Annotated in this window: 34 protein-coding genes; 3 read left to right on the top strand and 31 right to left on the bottom strand. The window is 27.6% G+C overall.

Features of this window, described 5'->3' with window-relative positions; genetic code table 11:
- Nucleotides 1–9: 9 nt before the first annotated feature.
- From gap to TVTCOM_RS02275, 6 genes are all read right to left on the bottom strand, one after another.
- A complete protein-coding gene (gene gap, locus TVTCOM_RS02300; RefSeq protein ID WP_434798237.1) occupies nucleotides 10–1,017 on the bottom strand; it encodes a type I glyceraldehyde-3-phosphate dehydrogenase in 1,008 nt (335 codons plus the stop codon).
- A gap of 52 nt (nucleotides 1,018–1,069) precedes the next feature.
- Complete coding sequence (locus tag TVTCOM_RS02295) at nucleotides 1,070–2,101, bottom strand: sugar-binding transcriptional regulator (protein ID WP_434798236.1); 1,032 nt, start codon at nucleotides 2,099–2,101, stop codon at nucleotides 1,070–1,072.
- 380 nt (nucleotides 2,102–2,481) lie between these two features.
- Nucleotides 2,482–2,880, bottom strand: coding sequence for a DUF1667 domain-containing protein (locus TVTCOM_RS02290; RefSeq protein WP_434798235.1), 399 nt, complete (start codon nucleotides 2,878–2,880; stop codon nucleotides 2,482–2,484).
- 2 nt (nucleotides 2,881–2,882) lie between these two features.
- Nucleotides 2,883–4,154, bottom strand: coding sequence for an NAD(P)/FAD-dependent oxidoreductase (locus TVTCOM_RS02285; RefSeq protein WP_434799709.1), 1,272 nt, complete (start codon nucleotides 4,152–4,154; stop codon nucleotides 2,883–2,885).
- Nucleotides 4,141–5,613 (bottom strand): NAD(P)/FAD-dependent oxidoreductase, encoded by a 1,473-nt coding sequence (locus tag TVTCOM_RS02280; RefSeq protein ID WP_434798234.1) that lies wholly within the window; start codon nucleotides 5,611–5,613, stop codon nucleotides 4,141–4,143. The genes TVTCOM_RS02285 and TVTCOM_RS02280 overlap by 14 nt, the downstream gene beginning before the upstream one ends.
- Before the next feature lie 179 nt (nucleotides 5,614–5,792).
- Complete coding sequence (locus tag TVTCOM_RS02275) at nucleotides 5,793–6,344, bottom strand: glycerol-3-phosphate responsive antiterminator (protein WP_434798233.1); 552 nt, start codon at nucleotides 6,342–6,344, stop codon at nucleotides 5,793–5,795.
- A 217-nt stretch (nucleotides 6,345–6,561) separates the two neighbouring features.
- Here TVTCOM_RS02275 and TVTCOM_RS02270 point away from each other — a divergent pair, with 217 nt between their 5' ends.
- Nucleotides 6,562–7,305: a glycerophosphodiester phosphodiesterase gene (locus TVTCOM_RS02270; RefSeq protein WP_434798232.1), complete on the top strand. Its 744-nt coding sequence runs from the start codon at nucleotides 6,562–6,564 to the stop codon at nucleotides 7,303–7,305.
- A gap of 818 nt (nucleotides 7,306–8,123) precedes the next feature.
- Here the strand turns inward: TVTCOM_RS02270 and TVTCOM_RS02265 are convergent.
- The 14 genes from TVTCOM_RS02265 to TVTCOM_RS02200 form a co-directional block, all read right to left on the bottom strand.
- A complete protein-coding gene (locus TVTCOM_RS02265; RefSeq protein WP_434798231.1) occupies nucleotides 8,124–8,684 on the bottom strand; it encodes a hypothetical protein in 561 nt (186 codons plus the stop codon).
- A 170-nt stretch (nucleotides 8,685–8,854) separates the two neighbouring features.
- Complete coding sequence (locus TVTCOM_RS02260) at nucleotides 8,855–9,526, bottom strand: hypothetical protein (RefSeq protein ID WP_434798230.1); 672 nt, start codon at nucleotides 9,524–9,526, stop codon at nucleotides 8,855–8,857.
- A gap of 250 nt (nucleotides 9,527–9,776) precedes the next feature.
- On the bottom strand, nucleotides 9,777–10,133 hold the full coding sequence (locus tag TVTCOM_RS02255) for a hypothetical protein (protein ID WP_434798229.1): 357 nt from the start codon (nucleotides 10,131–10,133) through the stop codon (nucleotides 9,777–9,779).
- 17 nt (nucleotides 10,134–10,150) lie between these two features.
- The gene (locus tag TVTCOM_RS02250; RefSeq protein WP_434798228.1) at nucleotides 10,151–10,594 is read right to left on the bottom strand and encodes an SMI1/KNR4 family protein; all 444 of its coding nucleotides are present in this window, start codon (nucleotides 10,592–10,594) and stop codon (nucleotides 10,151–10,153) included.
- Between the two features lie 42 nt (nucleotides 10,595–10,636).
- Complete coding sequence (locus tag TVTCOM_RS02245) at nucleotides 10,637–10,771, bottom strand: hypothetical protein (protein WP_434798227.1); 135 nt, start codon at nucleotides 10,769–10,771, stop codon at nucleotides 10,637–10,639.
- Between the two features lie 179 nt (nucleotides 10,772–10,950).
- Nucleotides 10,951–11,583, bottom strand: coding sequence for a DUF2625 family protein (locus TVTCOM_RS02240; RefSeq protein ID WP_434798226.1), 633 nt, complete (start codon nucleotides 11,581–11,583; stop codon nucleotides 10,951–10,953).
- Between the two features lie 14 nt (nucleotides 11,584–11,597).
- Entirely contained in the window at nucleotides 11,598–11,816 is a 219-nt protein-coding gene (locus tag TVTCOM_RS02235) for a NucA/NucB deoxyribonuclease domain-containing protein (RefSeq protein WP_434798225.1), read from the bottom strand.
- Nucleotides 11,791–12,318: a HEAT repeat domain-containing protein gene (locus TVTCOM_RS02230; protein WP_434798224.1), complete on the bottom strand. Its 528-nt coding sequence runs from the start codon at nucleotides 12,316–12,318 to the stop codon at nucleotides 11,791–11,793. Before TVTCOM_RS02230 ends, TVTCOM_RS02235 begins: the two co-directional genes overlap by 26 nt.
- Before the next feature lie 273 nt (nucleotides 12,319–12,591).
- Entirely contained in the window at nucleotides 12,592–12,924 is a 333-nt protein-coding gene (locus TVTCOM_RS02225) for a DUF7668 domain-containing protein (RefSeq protein ID WP_434798223.1), read from the bottom strand.
- Between the two features lie 201 nt (nucleotides 12,925–13,125).
- Complete coding sequence (locus TVTCOM_RS02220; protein ID WP_434798222.1) at nucleotides 13,126–13,239, bottom strand: T6SS immunity protein Tdi1 domain-containing protein; 114 nt, start codon at nucleotides 13,237–13,239, stop codon at nucleotides 13,126–13,128.
- Between the two features lie 218 nt (nucleotides 13,240–13,457).
- The gene (locus tag TVTCOM_RS02215; RefSeq protein WP_434798221.1) at nucleotides 13,458–13,835 is read right to left on the bottom strand and encodes a hypothetical protein; all 378 of its coding nucleotides are present in this window, start codon (nucleotides 13,833–13,835) and stop codon (nucleotides 13,458–13,460) included.
- Between the two features lie 55 nt (nucleotides 13,836–13,890).
- On the bottom strand, nucleotides 13,891–14,457 hold the full coding sequence (locus TVTCOM_RS02210; protein WP_434798220.1) for an imm11 family protein: 567 nt from the start codon (nucleotides 14,455–14,457) through the stop codon (nucleotides 13,891–13,893).
- A 101-nt stretch (nucleotides 14,458–14,558) separates the two neighbouring features.
- Nucleotides 14,559–14,816 carry a hypothetical protein gene (locus TVTCOM_RS02205; RefSeq protein WP_434798219.1) on the bottom strand — a complete coding sequence of 86 codons (258 nt, stop codon included), beginning with the start codon at nucleotides 14,814–14,816 and terminating at the stop codon, nucleotides 14,559–14,561.
- A gap of 82 nt (nucleotides 14,817–14,898) precedes the next feature.
- On the bottom strand, nucleotides 14,899–15,021 hold the full coding sequence (locus TVTCOM_RS02200; RefSeq protein ID WP_434798218.1) for a hypothetical protein: 123 nt from the start codon (nucleotides 15,019–15,021) through the stop codon (nucleotides 14,899–14,901).
- Between the two features lie 70 nt (nucleotides 15,022–15,091).
- Between TVTCOM_RS02200 and istA the strand changes: the two genes are divergently transcribed.
- Nucleotides 15,092–16,312, top strand: a complete 1,221-nt coding sequence (istA, locus tag TVTCOM_RS02195; RefSeq protein WP_434799708.1) for an IS21 family transposase — start codon at nucleotides 15,092–15,094, stop codon at nucleotides 16,310–16,312.
- A complete protein-coding gene (gene istB, locus TVTCOM_RS02190) occupies nucleotides 16,305–17,072 on the top strand; it encodes an IS21-like element helper ATPase IstB (RefSeq protein ID WP_316719004.1) in 768 nt (255 codons plus the stop codon). Before istA ends, istB begins: the two co-directional genes overlap by 8 nt.
- 35 nt (nucleotides 17,073–17,107) lie before the next feature.
- On the opposite strand, the gene TVTCOM_RS02185 is transcribed toward istB, so the two are convergent.
- From TVTCOM_RS02185 to TVTCOM_RS02135, 11 genes are all read right to left on the bottom strand, one after another.
- The gene (locus TVTCOM_RS02185) at nucleotides 17,108–17,266 is read right to left on the bottom strand and encodes a hypothetical protein (RefSeq protein ID WP_434798217.1); all 159 of its coding nucleotides are present in this window, start codon (nucleotides 17,264–17,266) and stop codon (nucleotides 17,108–17,110) included.
- 141 nt (nucleotides 17,267–17,407) lie between these two features.
- Nucleotides 17,408–17,785: an Imm50 family immunity protein gene (locus TVTCOM_RS02180; RefSeq protein WP_434798216.1), complete on the bottom strand. Its 378-nt coding sequence runs from the start codon at nucleotides 17,783–17,785 to the stop codon at nucleotides 17,408–17,410.
- 222 nt (nucleotides 17,786–18,007) lie between these two features.
- Nucleotides 18,008–18,391 (bottom strand): DUF2750 domain-containing protein, encoded by a 384-nt coding sequence (locus TVTCOM_RS02175; protein WP_434798215.1) that lies wholly within the window; start codon nucleotides 18,389–18,391, stop codon nucleotides 18,008–18,010.
- A 20-nt stretch (nucleotides 18,392–18,411) separates the two neighbouring features.
- Nucleotides 18,412–18,780 (bottom strand): DUF2750 domain-containing protein, encoded by a 369-nt coding sequence (locus tag TVTCOM_RS02170; protein ID WP_434798214.1) that lies wholly within the window; start codon nucleotides 18,778–18,780, stop codon nucleotides 18,412–18,414.
- Nucleotides 18,781–19,086: 306 nt separating this feature from the next.
- Nucleotides 19,087–19,326 (bottom strand): CPCC family cysteine-rich protein, encoded by a 240-nt coding sequence (locus tag TVTCOM_RS02165; protein ID WP_434798213.1) that lies wholly within the window; start codon nucleotides 19,324–19,326, stop codon nucleotides 19,087–19,089.
- A gap of 112 nt (nucleotides 19,327–19,438) precedes the next feature.
- Nucleotides 19,439–19,879 carry a hypothetical protein gene (locus TVTCOM_RS02160; RefSeq protein WP_434798212.1) on the bottom strand — a complete coding sequence of 147 codons (441 nt, stop codon included), beginning with the start codon at nucleotides 19,877–19,879 and terminating at the stop codon, nucleotides 19,439–19,441.
- A 9-nt stretch (nucleotides 19,880–19,888) separates the two neighbouring features.
- Nucleotides 19,889–20,305 carry a tetratricopeptide repeat protein gene (locus tag TVTCOM_RS02155; RefSeq protein WP_434798211.1) on the bottom strand — a complete coding sequence of 139 codons (417 nt, stop codon included), beginning with the start codon at nucleotides 20,303–20,305 and terminating at the stop codon, nucleotides 19,889–19,891.
- Between the two features lie 219 nt (nucleotides 20,306–20,524).
- Complete coding sequence (locus TVTCOM_RS02150; protein ID WP_434798210.1) at nucleotides 20,525–20,710, bottom strand: hypothetical protein; 186 nt, start codon at nucleotides 20,708–20,710, stop codon at nucleotides 20,525–20,527.
- 207 nt (nucleotides 20,711–20,917) lie between these two features.
- Complete coding sequence (locus tag TVTCOM_RS02145; RefSeq protein WP_434798209.1) at nucleotides 20,918–21,208, bottom strand: YxiF family protein; 291 nt, start codon at nucleotides 21,206–21,208, stop codon at nucleotides 20,918–20,920.
- Complete coding sequence (locus tag TVTCOM_RS02140) at nucleotides 21,186–21,380, bottom strand: hypothetical protein (RefSeq protein WP_434798208.1); 195 nt, start codon at nucleotides 21,378–21,380, stop codon at nucleotides 21,186–21,188. The genes TVTCOM_RS02145 and TVTCOM_RS02140 overlap by 23 nt, the downstream gene beginning before the upstream one ends.
- A gap of 196 nt (nucleotides 21,381–21,576) precedes the next feature.
- Nucleotides 21,577–22,224, bottom strand: coding sequence for a hypothetical protein (locus tag TVTCOM_RS02135; protein WP_434798207.1), 648 nt, complete (start codon nucleotides 22,222–22,224; stop codon nucleotides 21,577–21,579).
- Nucleotides 22,225–22,235 lie beyond the last annotated feature (11 nt).

Below are 22,235 nucleotides of genomic sequence, written 5' to 3'. Positions count from 1 at the left end.
TATGTTATACTATTTAGCTAATTTAGCGAAGTATCCTAATGTTCTTATTAATTGAGAAGTATAAGACATTTCATTGTCGTACCAAGAAACAGTCTTAACTAATTGCTTTCCGTCAACTTCCATAACTCTTGTTTGAGTTGCATCGAATAATGAACCGTAGCTTATTCCTATTATGTCAGAAGATACTAAGTATTCTTCAGTGTATCCGAATGATTCGTTAGCAGCTTCTTTCATTGCAGCATTTATTTCTTCAACTGTTACATTTTTCTTTAATGTACAAACTAATTCAGTTAATGAACCAGTTACAACTGGAACTCTTTGAGCAGCTCCGTCTAATTTACCTTTTAATTCTGGTATAACTAAACCTATAGCTTTTGCAGCTCCTGTAGTGTTAGGAACTATGTTTCCTGCTGCAGCTCTAGCTCTTCTTAAGTCACCTTTTGGATGAGGGCCATCTAAAGTATTTTGGTCATTTGTATATGCATGTATAGTAGTCATAAGACCTTTTTCTATACCGAATTTATCATTTAAAGTTTTAGCCATTGGTGCTAAACAGTTAGTTGTACAAGAAGCTCCTGATATAACTGTTTCAGATCCATCTAATATATCTTCGTTAGTGTTGAAAACTACAGTTTTAACATCACCAGTTGCTGGTGCAGATATAACAACTTTTTTAGCTCCTGCTTCTAAGTGAAGACCAGCTTTTTCTTGAGAAGTAAAGAATCCAGTACACTCTAATACTATATCTACTCCAAGTTCTGCCCATGGTAAGTCAGCTGGGTTTCTTTCAGCTGTAACTTTTATTTTTTGCCCGTTTACTACGAAAGCACCTTCTTCAACAACTATTTCACCGTTGAATCTACCTTGAGCTGTATCGTATTTGAATAAATGAGCTAATGTTTTAGCGTCAGTTAAGTCGTTTATTGCAACTACTTCAAACTCCTCTGTTTGCTCCATTAATTTTCTTAATGCTAATCTACCTATTCTACCAAATCCATTGATTGCTACTTTAACCATTTGATATACCTCCTATATGGTGTAATTTTCATTATATTTTTTACTAGACAAGCTAGTTACTTACAGCAAGTTCAAGAATTCTTCTTGCACTATCTTCATCTGTAACAAGAACTATATTCTTGTTTAGTTTGGAAATTGGAATAAAAGCTTCTGCTTTTTTTCTCCCCGCAAATACAGCTATTGTTTCTCTTTTATTTTTAAAAGATTCCATATCAACTCCCACTGTATTTAACTTGTAAACAATTTCCCCTTTTTTATTAAAGTAATGACCAAAGGCTTCACCTATAGCTTCTTTGTCCATTATCTCTTTTGCTTTTTCATCTGATAATTTTCTTCTTTTTACCATTTCATCTGCTCTACCAATACTAAATACTAGCACATTGGAATTTTGTATTAATTGCAATGTTTTATTTATTTCTGGTTCTTGTGTAAGAGTTTTTATTGACTCTTCACCAAGCTCATCTGGTATGTTTAGTAATTTATACATTGAATGTATATTCTTACTTACTTCTGCTACTACATTGTTTGATTGTGTCTCAACATCGAGACCAACACTACCTCTTGCTGGAACTACTACTGTAGAGCTAAATTTTTTATCACATTTAATTGATTTAGCAAATTCAAGCATTGTACTTCCACCTGCAATTGAAACTATGTCTTCATCCTTAAGTACACTTAAAAAATACTTAGACGCTTGTTTGCCAATATCTTTTAGTAAACTGTTGTTTTTTTCATAGCTACCAGGTATTAGCAAGACTTTTTTGATACCTAGAACGTGTCTAAGTTCTTCTTGAAGAGAATTAAGTCCTATTACATCATTCATGCTATCTTTTAGAGCATTTAATATTTCTTGACCTTCTTCAGTAATAGTCATACCTTTTAAGTTTACATCTATAAGACCTTGATTTTTTAAAAGCTCTGTTTCTGATCTTATGATTCTCTCTCCACTTTGTAGATTTGTTGCTAAAGCTCGTCTTCCTATTGGTTGGCTTAAAGAGATTTCTCTTAAAATCAAATATCTCTTTGTCATAATGTCAATAACTTCAGGAATTAACTTTTGCTGAATTTTTAATAAACTTTTCATTATTATATCCTCTTGATTTAATAATAGGGACTTTTTGTGTCCCTTATGGTTACTTTATGTCCCACAAGATAATTTTATTGTACCTTACTGAAAATGATTTTTCAAGTGATTTTTTACATTTTTTTAAGTAAATTTATTTTAATCTTTGACAAAAAAGCACCTTTGATTCATGTAACTTATTTTGTCCTTTTAAAAAGAATTTTATCCTTTTTTATAAATATGTGTATTTTACATTTTTACAATTTTTTTATTATATCTAAGTTTATTTATTAACAATAAACTTTCTATAAAAACGAAATAAAAATAGCCTATGATTTTTAGAAATTTTTCTTCTTTTTTTCTAAAATTCATAGGCTTATATTAATTATTTTTCATATTTTTTATAAAATTTTTCTTAATTCTTCTTTTCTATAAGACTCACATATATTATTTATTGTTTTAGTACTTACTATATCTACTCCTGTATTTAATACATTTTTTACGATTATATCTCCAACTTTTACTGGAGCAGTGATTTTTATTGTTGATAATATGTTCATTATTTCAAAAACTAAATCTTTTGGCACAGATGATGATGTTTTTACTGGAAGCATATTTAAATAAGCTCCTTCTAATCTTACTATAGAAGTTATCATTCTTTTTGGGTTAGTAACTTCATCCACACCATATTTTGATCCTCTAATGCAACTATTTCCTTCTACTATATATTGTCCATCTATATTATTAACTATCATTTGACATCCTTTAGGACATACTATACAAGTTATTTCTCTTTTCATAATTATATCTCCTCCACACAAATACTTATCTCTTCCTTTATATTAGCTAACTTTTCTTTGTTTATTTTTAAAGTTTCCATTTCTGACGGTATCATATGAGGTCTTTTCTTTTCTAATATAACTTGGTCTCCACTTCTAACAACTAACTTCTTATTGTTGCAAATATTTCTTACTCTCATAAATAGATTTATCTCTTCTTCTGAGTCTATGTTTAAACTTTGTGGAACAATATAAGATATTCCATCTCCTGCCACAGTGTTTATTTTTTTATGATCTAATTTACTTAATCTTTCATTTTTATTTTTCACATATAAAGCAGCTTCTCTTCCTGCTATTCTACTTTCTTTTGTAACAAAGTCAACCAAGTCATGAACATGAACAACATTTCCACAGGCGAAAATTCCTTCTTTATTAGTAGACATACTACTATCCACAATTGGTCCACTAGTTTTTCTGTCTAGTTCTATTCCCACATTAGTAGAAAGTTCATTTTCTGGGATTAATCCTACAGAAAGAAGTAAAGTGTCACATTCTATAAATTCTTCGCTTCCTGGTACAACTTCTCTATTTTCATCTAACTTAGCTAAAGTTACTCCTTCTACCCTGTCTTTTCCATGTATGTAGTTTATAGATGTTTGTAATTTTAAAGGAATATTAAAATCATCTAAACATTGAACTATATTTCTAGTTAATCCACTAGAGTGAGGATTTATTTCCACAACACATTTAACTTCTGCACCTTCCAAAGTCATACGTCTTGCCATTATTAACCCTATATCTCCTGAACCATAAATAACTACTTTTTTACCTACCATATAGCCTTCCATGTTCATATATCTTTGTGCTGCTCCTGCATTATAAACTCCTGCTGGTCTGTACCCTGGAATATCTATTGCTCCTCTAGTTCTTTCTCTACATCCCATGGCAAGAACTATAGCATCGGCTTTTATTTCTTCTAAGCCATTTTCTCCTAAAGTTCTTACTACTTTGTTTTCTCCATCGTCATCTATACTAAGTACCATTGTATTTAACACATGATCTATATTATTTTCTGCTACCATTTGAATGAATCTACCTGCGTATTCTGGTCCTGTTAATTCTTCTTTGAACTCATGTAACCCAAATCCGTTGTGAATACATTGATTTAAAATTCCACCTAGTTCTCTATCTCTTTCTACTATTAATACTTTTTGTGCTCCATTTTTCTTTGCTTCAACAGCAGCTCCAAGACCTGCTGGACCGCCTCCAATTACAATCACATTATACTTCAACAGTCTCACCCCTTACTTCCTTAGCTTTGCCAACTAACATCTTTGAATTTTCATAGTCTTTTAGAACTTCTTCTGGTGTAATATTTAATTCTCTTGCTATAATTTCAACAACCTTTGGTCCACAGAACCCGCCTTGGCATCTTCCCATTCCAGGTCTAACTCTTCTTTTTACACCATCTACAGTTCTTGCTCCACAAGGTCTATTTATAGCATCAACTATTTCTCCTTCTGTAATATTTTCACATCTACAGATTATAGTTTTATATTTTTCATCTTTACTTAAGATCTCTTTTTGATCCATTGGCATCATTTCCATAAAAGGCTTGTTTTTTAGTCTTATTGGATTGAAATTTTTATTTAATTCTAGTTCTTTATTATCTTCATGCATTACTTCTTTTAATAAATCTTCCACATATAAAGCTATGGCAGGCGCTGATGCTAGTCCTGGCGATTCTATTCCTGCTACATTTATAAATCCTTTAGCTACTTCTGATTTAAATATCATAAAGTCTCCTGTACTTGGTGTAGCTCTAACTCCAGCAAAAGATGTTATTGTTTTTGAAAAATCTATGTTAGTAACAGATTTTCTTCCACCATTCATAATCTCTTTTAATCCAGATTTGCTTGTAGTTACATCATCTCTTTCCACCTCTTGGGCATTTGGTCCTACTAATAAATTCCCATGAACTGTCTTAGTTACCAGTACTCCCTTTCCTTTTTCTGTTGGGCAAGTAAATAAAGTATGATTTGCTTTATTTCCTTCAGATTTATCTAAAATCTTGTATTCGCCCTTTCTTGGTATAATATAAAACTCATTTCCACCAATAAGGTTATTAATTTTATCTGAATATACACCAGCTGCATTTATTACATATTTTGATTTTATAATTTCTTTATTTGTTTTTATTTCAAAGTAATTTTCTTCTTCTATTTTTTTTATATTTAAAACTTCACTTTCCAGTTTTAACTCAACACCATTTGTAATGGCATTTTCCATAAGAGCTATGTTGAAATTAAATGGACAAACGATTCCAGAGCTTTTACACCAAAGTGCTCCAACCACATCTTCACTAACATTGGGCTCTATTTCTTTCACCTTTTCTCCATCTACTATTTCAATGTCATTTACACCATTATTTAATCCTCTTTCATATAGCTCATGTATATGCTTCATATCATTTTCACTAAAAGCTAAAACTAATGATCCATTATTTTTATATTCAACACTTAATTCTTCACAAATGCTTGGGTACATTTTACAACCTAGAACATTTAGCTTAGCCTTTAATGTTCCTTCTTTTGCATCAAATCCCCCATGTACTATGGCACTATTTGCCTTAGTTGTACCTTGGCAAACTTCCACACCTTTTTCTAAAACTACTGTTTTTAAATCATATTTTGATAGTTGTCTAGCTATTGCACTTCCTGAGATTCCAGCACCTATAATTGCTACATCAAACATATTATTGCCTCCTTTTTGTCCACAAAAAAACAGAGAGTCTCCCTATAATTACTTATAGAAAAGGCTCTCTGTTCTCCCGCCATATATATTAACTTTTATTATTTTTCTGTTTAAAATTTTCTTCTATACTAACCATTATATTCAAATGAAATCCTTTTGTCACTACTTTTATTACAATATTACCATAATTCTTTTTTTGTAGTAGATACTGCCATAGCTCCATATTTTAGTGCATCAATAATTTCTTGTTTCTCATCAATTAGTCCACCACAAATTATAGGTAAATCTGGAAATTCTTTATGCAATCTTTTAACTGCTTTAGTAATTACACCAGGCATAATTTCAATTGCACTTGGTTTTACTCTTCTTATATTCTCCATAGAAGTTTTTAAGGATATAGAATCTAATAAAAATATTCTTTGTACTACATTCATATTTTCTTCTAATGCTTTTTTTACTAAACTTGTCTTTGTTGTTATTATTCCATCTATATGAAATTCGTCCTTTAAGTATTTTACAATTACAGGATTACTGGAAATGCCCCCTATCATATCTAAATGGACAAATACACTTTTATTATTTAGCTTAAGTATATTTACTTTTTCTTTTAATGTTAAAATGTCTCCATTTAGTAAAAATACAACATTACAATCGGAATTTATAACTTTTTGTAAATCTTCATCATCTTTTATAGCCCCTATTATTGGATTACATTCTAATAGCTCTCTCATAATTATTTAGTTTATCCCTTCCTAAAATCCAATTAGTATTTTCTTTTTATAAATTCATTATACATCAAAATCTACAATAATATATATTAAACAATATATTAACAAAGATCTTATCTAAATTGTAGAATATATATTAAATAGATGGCAAGCGTTGACAGGTAACATTCTTAACTACTATACTAAATTTAATTAATTTTAGCATAAAGGAGGATGTAAAATGAAAGTTTTTGCTCATAGAGGAGCTAGTGGTGACTACCCAGAAAATACTATGTTGGCTTTTTCAAAAGCTTTAGAAATAGGTGTAGATGGAATTGAATTAGATGTTCATAAAAGCAAAGATGGACAATTAGTTGTTATACATGATGAAGATGTGGAAAGAACATTTAAAGGTAAAGGACTTATAAAAGACTATACACTTGATGAAATGAAAAGCTTTATGTGTAGGAAATTTGAATTTATTGAAAATAAAGATTGTAAAATCCCCACATTAAGAGAAGTTTTTCAGCTAATTAAAAATGAAAATATTATTTTAAATGTGGAAGCAAAAACTGATTTAATACACTATGATTTAGAACAAGATCTTTTGGACTTAATCAAAGAATATGGTATTGAAGATAAAATTTTTATTTCTTCTTTTAATCACAAGTGCTTAAATATTTTACAAAACTTAGATAATAAATTTAGGTATGGCGCTCTTTATGAGTATGAAAGAGACTATGCTCCAGAAGCTAATGTTGTTGAACATGCTAAAAAATTAAATGTTTATAGCATTAATATTTCAAAACAATTAGTTTCAAAAGAAGTAGTAGATTTGGCCCATGAAAATAACATAAAAGTATTTGTTTACACTGTTAACAAACCTAATGAAATGAGAGAAATGATAGAGCTTCATGTGGATGGTGTATTTTCAGATTATCCAGATTTAATGAATGAAATATTGAGAGAATATTTATTACTCTAGTATATATTATAAGAACAAAACCTGATGAACAAGGATTACCGGCAGTTTGTGAAAAAATTCTCTAAATCTGATTATATTTTTGTAATTTAATCTACCTATAGTATATAAAATCTAGTTTATGCATAGTCTGTTGGGATTTTTCAACTCTTTGTCCATATCTGTAGCATTTCAAAAATAGTGTATTAGGATTTTACTGGTTATGATGTATCTCAATTGGACGATTATCTTTCTTATTAATAGGATCCGTCAAAATTCATATATAACTTGAATGAGTAACGAAAGAAAGCACAGTCAAAGAAGAAAACTTTAAAAAATAGATATGAAAAATAAAATAATACCATTAGGATAATAAAGGATCTAATAGAAAAAGATATAGAAATAATGAAAGAATTAGAAAATAAAATACTCTTCAAAAGTAAAGAAACAGATTAAACAAAATATATTAATAGGTGGGTATGAATTAATATATTTTGTTTAATAACTAAGTTTAACTAATACAACTCTTTAACTATCTTAAAATAGAGTAAAGATATATAAATACTATATTTACGGCTGAAAAAATTAGCCAATATAAAATTGAAGAAAATAAAAAGATACGTTTTTTATTTTCTTTAATTTTAGGTCTAGGTAAAACTTTAATAAAATAATATATAGTAATAATTTGAGCAATAAAAACTCCTATTTTTATAAAAAATTTCATATTCTCTGAGGTAAGGATACTATCATCTCAACTCTAGTAGGTTGGAGAGGAATTACCGTCCTGTAGGACTTTGACACTTCTAAACTATCCATACCATTCCTTTCTAAAATTATTATAATTATTGATTCCAGCTTTTTAAGTATGCATATTTATAATCATATTTGCCAATTTTTACTTTTGTAAATCTAAATACTTTTCCGCATGAAATATTTCCTCCAGCATACATGCTTACTGTTGATGCTATTATTGCTGTTGCTGCAGGTGCAAGTGGTCCAAATAAAGCACTTACTGCTCCTATTCCAAGACCAGAAATTACAAGAAGTGAATTTTTTGATAAATATAAATCAAACCCTCCATCTTTTCTCCACGTTATTTTATTTACCCCATTAGAGTTTTTAGAGGCTCTAAGCATTTTGAAGTTATTTTGATTACTTTCTCTTAATACTTTATCTACATCATAACCTTGTTTCTTTAATGCATCATATACTTCTTGATCTGTAAATGTTATCTCTTTCTCAGTATTAAGGTCTTTGTCAATTTCTATATTATAACTTATAGGTTCAACGCTAAAATGTTCAAAGTTATTTTGTTCTATTGCATAAGAACTATTCGATGTTAATGATGTGATTATTAACGCTCCAGTCATAATTTTTACTAATAATTTCTTTTTATTATTCATATATTTCCCCCTAATTTGTCAATTACCAATATTATACAATAGAATTTTGCATTTTTTTCTTACAAATTCTTTATAATAGCCGGTAAAAAATTTATAACATAATGAGGTAAATTATCAAAAAAATTTTGGACATAGAATAATTAAAATAATTATACACTAATTTTAAAATATTATTTTAGATATATTGAGAGTTCATTTAACGACTCTTCACATTCACATATCTCTTCTCCAAAAAAGTCTACTAATTTCTTTACTTCCTCTTTTGTAAGTACTATATCTTTATCACCTATTAGGATTTTTTTATTAAATAATGACTCTACTAAATTTCTCTGTTCTTGTGACATATCATAATATTCTTGCCAAACATCTAAGCCCTCATTCAAGCTTAGCAGGTGATTTTCAATTATATTTCCACTCTTTTTCATCAAATTTTCATAGTCACTATTTGACCATACTTGTCCTTTGTCCCCCCAAAAAGCAGTTGATATGTATGGCATTATTTTTCCGTTAACATCTTCTAATACATATTGTAATGCTTCTTTCTGTGCAATTTCTATAATTGATTCATCTGCTCCTTCAAAACTTTTACATACGAATTCTTCTGTATAACTATTATAATTAATTTCGTTATAATCTTGAAATACTGCAACCACTTTATCCTCAAAAAAAGTTATTGTTCCTCTGCATCCAGCAGAATCTTGTGTACTATAATTTATGCCATCCCACGAATGTTCATTTGATAATTCTGGATACTCTCCAACCATTACTGCATGAGCAATTGATGCTAATAAACATCCTTCTTTTAACTTATCTAACTTTATTTCTTCTATTTTTTGAATCATTAAATATTTCACCTTTACTATTTATTGTAATTTTCTCTATTTAGCTTACGAGAACTTGCTTAAGTGATATTTTATCAATAACTATAATTATTCTATAGTAAAACTCAATTACTATGTCATATTATAAATTTTTTAATTATAAAAAATAGAGAATAAACAATCAATTATGCATACTCCCTGTTTTCATTCATCTAAAAACATTTAAATCAATGTTTTTATCTTTAATATTTAATATAAATATAATTCTGTATTACTCTACATCTTCTACATATTCTAAAAATAAATCTTGTAACTCACCCTCAGTATCATTACCATCTAATAATAATTTAGGTTCAGCATTGCATCCATGAAGTGTACTACTCCCATCAATTATACCGAACATATTTGATACGGTGTCAACTATTATTTGCTCTATAATACTGATAAATACATCTTTTCTATCTTGTGATAATTCATTGTATAGCTTTGATGATTGTTTCCAGTATTCATTACTTACTTCATCCTTATTAGTATTATTAAGTAAATCTATATATATTTCCTTATTTTCTTGTACTATAGTTTTATAAACACTTTTAATAAAATCTTCATTCATTTTATTTTTCCTCATATCTTTCTATCCAACTTTTAATCATACAATAAGGCAAGAAGTTCTGAAAATTTATTACATACATACTTTTCTTCATTATTCTCATGATCCCAAAATACAATATCAATCCCATTATTTTTCATTCTATAACAAAATATATTTCCAAATGGATCTTCTGCTATAGGTATTAATCTCTTATCCTTAAAATCTTCTATATCCTCAAAAATATTAATTATATAACTAGTATGATTCTCGCAAAAACTTACTATATTACTAAGTATTTCCTCATATCCATCAATATTGATTGCATTTGGATGCGGATGACCGCAATCATAATTTTTTATTACATCTAAAAAATCCTGAGGAAAACTAATATTAAAGTATTCTTCTATCTCTTTAATCATATCCTCTGTTATAATATTATTTTCGTAACAATTCCATTCCATAAAATTTTTCTTCCATTCTATTTTCCAGGTCCCCATATACTAAATCCACCTTTATGACCTGTTTTACGATGTGTTGCTCTATTTATTACTATTTAAACTACTATTTTTCATAATATCTGCATATAATTCTTTACTTGCTTTTCTGAAGTGAGTACCTCTTGATTTTGAGTAATCTGTTGGATCTAATTGCATATCATAGCAAGTTATTGGCATAAACTATAAATAATTGCATCCCTAGGGTAAATTCAAATACGAAGTCCTTGTTGCTAATCAATTATACAATATCTCATTGTGAATATACTAATATATATCCATCCTATTTTTATCTAATAGTATTCAAAATGAAATTTCTCTTTACTCAGATACTTTAGTATATAATATAAAAATAATTTTTAATTATATTCATTTTTAAATTTATTTCTATAATCAATATTTATCAAGGTTAATTCGCTAAATGGTACTATTTTTTTATCTACTTTTTCTATATTGCATTCTTTTGACCATAGAAAAGGATAAATTAAAATACCTTGATTATAATTTATTCCTTGTATATATTTTTCAAATTGACTCCACTTAAAATTTTCATAAAATAAATTTATATCCTCGCTCGATACAAACTCTAATAGTTCAATATAAGTCATTTCAAGATTCTCCCACTCTAATGTATCTGGCGCAAAATACCAAATGTCACCACTATTATAATTTTGATTCTCAGCATTTATTGCAAATAATCCTCCAAATATATCATTTGCTACTATTAGTTTTCCACTATCAAAATATTTTTCAAGTTCGATATTGTAGTCTATGATATTGTAAGATGTAACTCCATTTCCAGAACCCAAAATTCTAATATATCCATTTACAGTAATTCCATAAGTGTTTGCCACCACTTGACCTAACGCAGAATGTTCATCTATTCCCATCCTATTTAAAATACAAGCATTATATTCATCAAGTTTATCTATTCTTATCTTATTATTAGATTCATTCAATATATATACTATTTTTTCCCACAAATTTAACATAGTTTTTAGTCCTCTTATTCAACAATTTTCATCTTAACTTTCGTTCCATTCTTATGTTTTCTTAGCTGGTGACCAAGTGTTGATCCTGACTCTCTATTATCAGAAGAATTAATAGGTCTAACACTAGCGCCTTTTCCAGCTTCACCAAACATAGCTGGAGGGTATTCATCTAAATCAACATATTCTAGAAAAATATATATATTTATATTAAATGTTAGAAAAACCTTCTTCATCCAAAATTTCCATAAATTGTTCAATAAATTCATTATCTTCACACTTTAAATCCATTTTTTCTAAATAAAATTTAACATCTGAATTATTTATAAATGTTAACGCTGTAACTGCTGACAATCTTGTGTCATTATCATTTTCTTTTCTATTATTTATGATTTCTTTTAAACCCTCTATTAGGCTTTCATCTGGGAATAACATAGCATATTGACATGCCCAATACCTCACATATTTATTATTACTTCTTAATGCTCCCCTTAAATGTGGCAACACTGCTTCTTTATCAAATTTGCATATGATAAATTCTACATGTTTATTTATATCATATGTAAACCAATCTCCAAAACAATTTAATAGTAATGGTATACATTTTTCATCACAATATACTTCGTCTAAATATTTTACAGCATCTGCATACATATTTATTTCATATTCTTTTATGTTTGTATCGTCTGGAAAAGGTTGGTTTTCTTTTAAAAAATCTAAAATTTCCTTATAGTTCATAGTCCATCTCCTTTTAATAAGCCTCTTAATTCTCTTATATTTGCTGCTAATTGTTGTCTTCTTGTACCTTCTCTTAGTTTTGGATTTCTATATGTATACGTCTTTTCATGTATGGATTTTTTTATTTATTTTTCTTATATCAAATTTTTAAAACATTAATTTCTTAAATCGTCTAGTTATATATCAGTAAACCTTCATATAACATTCTAAAGTATATCTTAAAATAAATAGGAGACTTGGGCTAGTTATAATATATTAGAATCTCATAACTAATTACATTACATGCAAATCATCAATAATCACTTTGATATCATTATCATTAACGTATATTTCACATAATAATGTCAAATCACTTCTTTCTCCATCAATAAATAAGTCTAAGTAAGTCATATATTTCTTTGTGTTATTTACTTCTATATACTCAAAAAATTCTTTGTACTTTTCTTCATCTACCTTGTCCAGGATTCCTCCATATTCATATAATATCCTTTGAATATCATCAACATTTATTTTTTTGCAATAACCTAAACTATTTATTTTTTTAAACTCATTGTTATATATTAACTTTACAATTTTAATAGATTCCTTAAATAATATCTCATTCATTATCTTCTTCTCCGATTCCCTAGTATCCTAGTTGAAGAATTAAGTTTTAATCAAGTTCATAGTTTTTTAACATACTTCAATTTGATAGTACACTTTTCTACCTAATTTTTATACTTAATCGTCCTACAAGTAGAATGCATTTATTTTTAAATTTTATTAAACCTAAATGAAATATGTATTATATCTTATTTCTTTATTCCGTTAACACTGACTATTCAGTTGTCCAGTTACGGACCAATAAACTTCCATATCAATTTCTTCTAAATTAGATATATCATCTTCGCCACCTAAAAATAATGGAACTTTATACCCCATACAATAATTTAATTTTGCCTTGTTACCACAATATTCAACCCATTCTTTATAAAATGTAGATGCTAAACACGCATCGTTATATACTGGGATTTCTACATTAAGAAATTCTAGTATATCACAAGGTATGTTTAATACTTCTCCTTTAATCTATTGTAAACATGGCATTGTTCCTGCGGTTTGCTGCATGGTAAGTGTAGCATTCTACTTCATTTATTATACTATCTATTCTTGTTTAAGTATATTAATTCAATATCTCCATCAACAAATCCTAATCCAACAGCCTGTAATTGGATTAGCTTATTAGAGTGTTCTCCTACTTTCATGTACTCTTCTATCATTTTTTTTATAAATGTCATACCCTCTGTCCAATCTGATATATCATCATATATTGGTATAGAAAATAAACTTTCTTCCGTGGAAAATATTTCGTCACATGCCCAATCATCATCTTCCTCATTAAATATATCTGATCCAATTAATTGAATATCATATGTCTTGTATTCACCTTCATATAAATTAAAGTTTACAGCAATAACATTTATTGGCATTTTTTCTAAATGATTATTTAACCATGCATAAAACTTTTTTGTAAGCATTATAACTATCTCTCCTATTATTCTAATATTTAATACAATTATATCTATTTTATTTTTATAAGCTCTTTATTTCTAAAAAATCAAATCCTGTCAGATTATTTTGTTCAATAATAGACTTAATTTTTTCAGAAATAAATATTGGTATAGTACTATTTTTTAATCTAAAAATATGATGTCCACTTACCTTTTCACCGTTTATTGCATATTTAGTAATTGATATAAATTTTTCGTTATCTAATTCAAATTCACTATAATCTGAATACTCTAATTCAATTGCATCTACAATATCTAATATATTAATAACTTTATATGATGATGTAATACTATTATCTAATTCATTTTTTATATTTATGTTCAGATATTGAACATCGGCATTAATATATTCATCACATAAACCAATAAATTTATCTGATACAACCAACCACCCATAAATATTAAATAAATAATCAGTAAATAATTCTCCGTTATTTGGATTATACTTAAATTCAATATGATCTTCCCAATTGTATATATACTGACCTATAGTAACTATATATTCATTTATTTTACCTAAATTTCCTTTTTCACAACTAATACAGTTATGTGAATTTCTATGGTTATACATTAACTCATAATATTTCATTTAACCCTCCTACTACCTATTTTTTATTCCAATCTCCATCTAAATTAACAATATATTTACTTGCTATATATTAAAAAATTTTGTATATTTTAAACCTTCACTTACGATATTTTAACTATTCTAGTACCTTTGCATAACGGATATGTATCAACAAATTCCAAAATCTCTCTTTTCATTTTATCAAAGGAATGCCCATAAAAATATATAGCTAACCCTTCTCTTTTACCAAATAATATTATTTCTTCTTTACCTTCAATCTCTATAAGTGAACCTTTTGGTGCTCCTAAACTTTCTAGCTTTATATTTACCTCGTCTACAATTTTCTTAATTAATCTATATAATATTAATCTGGATTCCATATAGCAATCCCCATAATTCTATCTACCACATGATGTCTATCCGCACGTTCCAAATCCTTACATACTTTCTCAGTAGATGGTATTATCGATTATCAACAATCTTCCAAATACCATCTTGTAATAAGTCTGTATAAACTCCTACAAAGAACTTATATTTTTCATTTTGAGATAATTCATCTGTAAATGATACTATATAGATGTACATAAAATGGAATATAAAAATGTACAAAATTATACAAATTTCTGCTATCCTTATCCCGGGAGGGATAGCCATGATTTTAAATTTAATAGGACAAATTAATATAATTAAATCAATGAATTTTAAACCAAATTACTCTGAATTAGCCAGAGAGCATGGAATTGATAGAAGAACAGTGAAAAAATACTATGATGGATATGAAGGTAAACCACAAACTAGAAATAAATCTAGCAAATTAGATCAATACTTAGAAGAAATCAAATTAAAACTTTCAATAAAAGGAATTACAGCAAAGGCTGTATACGAATATTTTTTAGACAAGAATTATGACATTGGATCTTATTCAAATTTTATCAAATATATCAAATCAAAAAATTTAAAACCAACTAAAAAAATAAAAGGACATCCTAGATTTGAAACTCCACCTGGAAAACAAGCGCAAGTAGATTGGAAAGAAGATTTAAAATTAGTATCAAAAAATAATGAAGAATTTATAATAAATGTATTTAACTATAAACTTGGAAATTCTAGATACTGCCATTTTGAATATAGAAATACAAAAACTCAGCAAGATGTATTTGAGTGCCTAATATCATCATTTAAAGCTACCGGAGGTATCCCTTCAGAACTTTTATTTGATAATATGAGTACAGTTGTTGATATTACGGGTAATAAAAGAAAAATTAATAATAAAATGAAAGCATTCGCTTCAGACTTTGGTTTTAATATTAGCCTTTGTAAGCCCCGCCATTCTTATACGAAGGGAAAAGTAGAGTCAGCAAATAAGTTTATTGAATGGTTACTTGCATATAATTATGAATTTGAAACTGAAGAAGATTTAATTCAAATATTAAAAAATATAAATAAAAAAGTAAATCAATCAGCAAACCAGACAACAGGGCTACCGCCTATACTTTTATTTCAAAAAGAAAAGGAATACTTACAGCCTTTACCTAGTAATTCAATAATTGAATCATATATAAACCAAAGGTTGACCGCCAACGTTCATAAAGATTCTCTGATAAATTACAAGAATAGCAAGTATTCCGTCCCTAGCAAATATATAAATAAAACTGTAACTTTGAAAGTTATTGATAACAAGTTACATATATATTTTAGCACAGATTTAATAGCTATTCATGACATAACAAATAAAAAAATGAATTATAATGAAGAGCATTATAAAGAATTAATATCTCCGTATATAAAAAATTCTAACGACATTGATGATATTGCAAGGGATAATTTAAACCAACTAGATTATTTACTTAATGTTAATGGAGGAGAATATGAGTAATTATGTAAAACTACTTAATAATCTTGAAGAATTGTCACTAAATAATATAAAACTTAATTTAGATAAGTATATTGAAATGATTAATAGTCATGAAAAAAGTTTAGTAGATGCACTTTATGAATTAAGCAATCTAGAAATAAACTCCAAACAAGAAAGAGCTAAAACAGCTTGTGTAAAAGTTGCAAACTTTCCATTTATTAAAACTCTAGAAGACTTTGATTTCACATTTCAACCAGCAGTAAATAAACAAGAAATTTTAGATTTAGCTACGCTTAGATTCATAGAGAATAATGAAAATATATTATTTGTAGGAACATCCGGAGTTGGCAAGACACATCTTGCTACCTCCATTGGAATCAAAAGTGCCACAAATAGATACTCTACATATTTTATACCTTTTCAAGAATTGATTCAACAGCTTAAAAGGGCGTTAGCTGAGAATAGATTAGACGCTAGGCTTAAACATTTTTCAAAATACAAAGTTTTAATTATTGATGAAATTGGATATTTGCCAATAGATACTGATGCTGCCAATCTGTTTTTTCAGCTAATTTCAAGAAGATATGAAAAACATTGTACTATAATAACTACTAATTCTAATTTTTCAAAATGGAGTGAAATCTTTGGATCTCCAGCTATAGCTAATGCTATTTTAGATAGGTTACTTCATCATTCTCATATTATTTCTATAAAAGGTCCATCATATAGGTTAAAGTCTAAACTTAATTATTTAGATAGTTCTTCTTCAGGTAATTCTTAAAAGTATATTTTTTGTACATAATTATTTTCCTCTTTTTATACAAATATATATTGCAATTTACATTCATCTACATTTGAACATATCTTCTCATATATTGCTAATGTTGATTCTTTATAAAGACGTCCATAAGCATTCATTTCATTTGGTAAGGATATCTCATAGATATCTCCAAGTTTTAATCTTTTCTTTCTCATTTTAACCAAATTCCTTTCTAGCTGCACGAAAGTATTTTTGTCTATTTTTATTCTTCTCAATTATAGAAATTCCTATTATTTAAAAGGTATGCTCTAATTATACACAATAATTGAAGCATACCTTTACTGTTTATATCTTATTTAATATCCGCTTATCGTCTGAATCATTCCAGCTACTGCTCTAATAGTTGCATTAAATTGCCCTGCAATTTTAACATTTATGTAACTATTCTCATCTATACATATGCTAATATTTGATTTATCTACATTTGTAGGTTTATAAGACATGTTTATTTCATGTATTCCAAATAAATCTATATTTACTACCACAGTATTATATTTTAATTGAATCCACTTTTGAGGAGGATTATCCGCATATTTTTGTAAATCAAAAAAAATACTAACTTTATCACATTCATCTAAAACATTTATCTGATCTATCCTAATATCAATTAGATCAGGAACTTGATTGTATAACTTAGTAATAAATACATTGTTATCTAATAGCTCATACCACATGTCATTACCTCTCTATTATTTGTCCAGCTATCTTAATAGCATGTTACTGTTAAGATCTTCACACCGGTCAAGATAGTCAAGTCATTTCAATAACTTGACTTGCTATATTTTTACACAAACCTATCTATTACTCCCAAGGAAAATCAACTTTGATATATATTATTTTCATCATAGAGATGATACCTTGTTGCTAATTTTTATTTATTAATTTTATATAAGTAATTAATTACTTATTTTTAATTTTAAAATATCATCCAATAAATCAAGGGGTTCCACTTCTAATCCTATTAAATTCATATCCCAATTTACGCCTACCAACAATTCATCTTCATTTAACCCTGTAAGCCAATGGTTTAAAAAATCATCTAATATAATGGAACATATTTCATAATCATTCCACTCTTCTTTTAAACATGCTTTCGCATAAATTTTATTTGACCAGAAAGTCATAACCTCTGTATCTTCATATTCATTAGATATAGCAACCGCCCATCCATTTTCATTCTTTAACTTTAATCCCCATACAATTTTATTTTCAATTACATCATCAATAAATTTTTTGTATCTTTTATCCGAATTTATTTTTAGATTTAAAATTTGTTTCATAAGTTGTTTTCCTCTCTAATTTAATAATTATCCATCTCATCTTCTAAGTCACTAACAAATTTTTCAATATCAACATTTAAGTACCTTTTTCCATCCCAAAATAATGCAATAGAAAGTTGTTTCTCTATAATTTTAGGAATCCATAAATCAATAAAATCATATATATCAATAGATTTTGATTTATACTGTTCTTCACTCTTTTTTATATTATCTTGAATAAATTCTTCTTTAGGCCATAAAGGAATTATTACCCTATCACCATCTTTAATTGTAAACCATTGCTCAAAATATAATCCCCATATTTCTTCGTAATCTACAACTTTTTTTATAAAATATTCGTATTGTTTCTCCTCACTTGAGTTTAATACTCCATTTATTTCATTTTTCAATTTTATCACCTTTTCTTACCGTTGTTATCAAATTTATGTTAGCGTTTATGGTCTTTTATAGTATTTAAATTACTGTATTCATATCCATAGCCTTTTCTTTCCTCATATCACCTTGCATGATCCATTTGATGCCCTTTAGGTACCCTTATGCATATTCGAATATTTTTGTCCAGGTATATGCCCCATATCCCACTGTACACTTCTTTTTTTAGATTTATTCCATTCTATCTCTACTCCAATTGATCATAAGCTATTGCAAAACAATTCTATATGATATGCAATAGCTAAATTTAAAATACTTTTAATTTACAATATTAATTTATTCTCTTTATACAACTCTCTTGCTTTATTTAAACTTATTTCATTTGCACCACCTTCATAATCTGGTTCATTATATTGAACTTCGTCATCTTCCCATCCACATATCTTACATATTTCAAATGTACCTGGTGGTTTTTCATCTAAACTTAAATTTCCACAACATGAACATGCATATTTTATCATTTTATCTTTTCTCTCCACTAATAGAATTCTTTCTAACTGCATGAAGGTATTTTTATTCTTTTTACTTATACCATTAACAGCATTTCCTGAAGTACTACCTATTGATTTAGCTCTATCATTTATGTTATCTCAAATTTTAAATAAATGTTTATTTTTATTTAATCGTTTCTTCTATAAAAAATTGTTTATACTTCAGATCTTCGTCATAATAAAAGCATCTTCCTTCAGACTTCTTAACGGAAACTCGAAAATATTCTAATGCCTTATCTTTTTCACCAATTTCATAAGCTACCTTTCCTGCCCACATTTCACGGTCTCCAGTATCAAAGCGATTTAAGCCAACATAAAAAACTTTATCAGCCCACTCAAGCATAATATCAACATACTTACCTTCTATTGTCGCATTTAAAATATCCATTACAATATTATAACTTTCAGGATGCTCGTATTTATTATTTGGTATTTTATCCCACGCTTCAATAAGAAGATAAATAGCATTTTCATAGTTTTTATTTTCTAACTCTTCATAGTGCTGCATTATTAGTTCTTCAATTTCAATGTCGATTTTATTTCTTTTATTTTTTGACCTTCCCATAAAACACTCCTAAATTAAATTCTTTACTATTTTAAAATATTTTTCATCGTCTTCTTCAAATATTTCTTTTCCTTCAAGCATATATGCTTGTAATAAATATTCTTTAGCTTTATACATATTATCTAGTTCAAAGAAGCACTGTCCTATTCTTAATAAGATAAATGGATTTCCTATTCCGTCCGGACATTTTAATGCCTCAAACATATAATTTAAAGATGCTTCATAGTCATTAGCTAGAAAACTTGCATCCCCTAATGTTGCATAAATCCATGTACTTGCTTCCCAAATGTCTTTAGGTTGCGGAATTAAGCTCAATGCTTTTTTTAACACTTCTATAGACTCATGAAATTTGCCATCTTCAATAAGCTCATTCCCCTCATCACTTAATTCCATTATTTGTTCATATATTTTATCATCTAATTCCATATCTTCATTCTCCTATATTTTTAATTTGCTGGTAGTAAATATTTTTGCTTTAGTCTTGCTCAACTTGACCTATTAATACTATAGTAAATATATCAATATGGATATACTATCTAAAGCTATCACATATACATGGACTTACTTCATATATGTGAATAATATTATTTTTAATCACCGATTGATACTATTCCAGTTCCCATTGATAAAGCTGCTTGCGCCATACTAATCAAGTTCTTCAACATGACAGTCCATACTTTCAGTTCTTCCACCAGTATTAGATTTTACTACAGAATTCCTTCCCTTTAAAGTACTATTTATGCCACTCTTTATGTCAAAATTTTCATTAAAACTAGGCTTATTTTTATATGTAGAACTAGAACCATGCCTATCAACAAATTTCTGTTTCACCAAAGTCAGTGTATTCATAAGCTACTTCACTTTTTCCTTCTACATTTCTATCATAAGTATCTGCTATACTTATGTGTCTTTCAAAACTTACAATTATAATTGTACTAAAAAGTATTGCATAGCAATTCTATTTGCTATGCAATAGATAAACTGTAATTTATAATATTAATACTATATTTGATTAAAAATCTTTAATTAATCTTCCTCTTAATACCATACAAATAATTTATTAAAATATTCATATCTCTCAACACATATTCCATATTTAAGATTTTCATCAACTAGAACTAAATCACTATAGCCCTCTTTAAATTTAGAAAATTCGGCTATATCACCTAAATACTTAAAAAAATCTTCTACTTTTATTCTTATTGCTCCACATTCTCTATCTTCATAATGAAGCAATATTGCATTTTCATAAAAAAATATTTTAAATATCTCCTCTAAATTTGCTACTTTGTTTAGATTAGGTGTTTTATAATATACTTCTTTTTGCATCAACATAAAATTCATGAACTGTTCTATTTTCTGAAGTCCCATTATAAACAATCTTATCAATATCCTCTACTATTGCTCTTTCACCTGATTGAAAAACTACTATATCTCCTTCTTCAATCATACTTGATGGTATCCATCCTACATTTTCTATATAAAAATTTACTTCGTTCATATCGCCAATGAGATACTTTCGTTACCACTTCATGTAACTCAGTTACTTAAATATCATGTTGCTAAATATAATCTATTACTTCTCATTCTTGTTTTATCCAAAGTATAGTATCCATTTCTTTTACAAAAGTTTAAGCTCCTTTTTAATTAAAAAAAGATTAAAAATAAAATATCATTAAATAGAGTATATTTCTATACTATAGCAATATACTTCTTCTAGGTAATTTATCAAGCTTTAATTCTATAATCTGCTCTTCTACTGTTTTTCTTATTTTTTCTGGTTCTTTTATTTCCTCAAATATCTTAGAAAAAACTTTATCTTTATCTTCTTCAGTTAGAGTTGATAACTGTTTTATTTTTTCATTTGCAAAAACAACCGACTCCTTTATTATTGATTCATTTCCACTCCAACCAGCTAAATATAAGACTGTTTCTATTATACATATTTTATCGCTATGATAAAGATTACTATACGCTTCTTTTAATCTATCTAGTAGTTCATTTATATGTATATCCCCCTCTATTGGTACTATAGCCTTATTTTTTAATACTTCTGCTATTTTCATATATTTATCTGGCTTACTAACTGTTGTCACATAGTTGAAGTTGTCCGTTATATTAAGAGATGTACTAACAAAGCCTATATTATTAGCTAAATTATGTATATATAATGTTGGATAATACATATTTTTATTAGACCCTATCTCTAATAAAATTCCGACTACTATTGGTCCTAAAATATTCATTAAAGACATATTTTCCTCTATCTCCATGCATGGAAGTAGTTCATGCCATTGATTTGTAACCTCTTTTTTCATTGTTCTTGTATAATTTTTCCCTGGCATTATTTTCTCCC

The organism is Terrisporobacter vanillatitrophus, from assembly GCF_051148895.1.
In the GTDB taxonomy this organism is placed as follows: Bacteria; Bacillota; Clostridia; order Peptostreptococcales; family Peptostreptococcaceae; genus Terrisporobacter; species Terrisporobacter vanillatitrophus.
The sequence above is the reverse complement of the archived record's forward strand: the minus strand, read 5'-3'. Positions and strand labels throughout refer to the sequence as shown.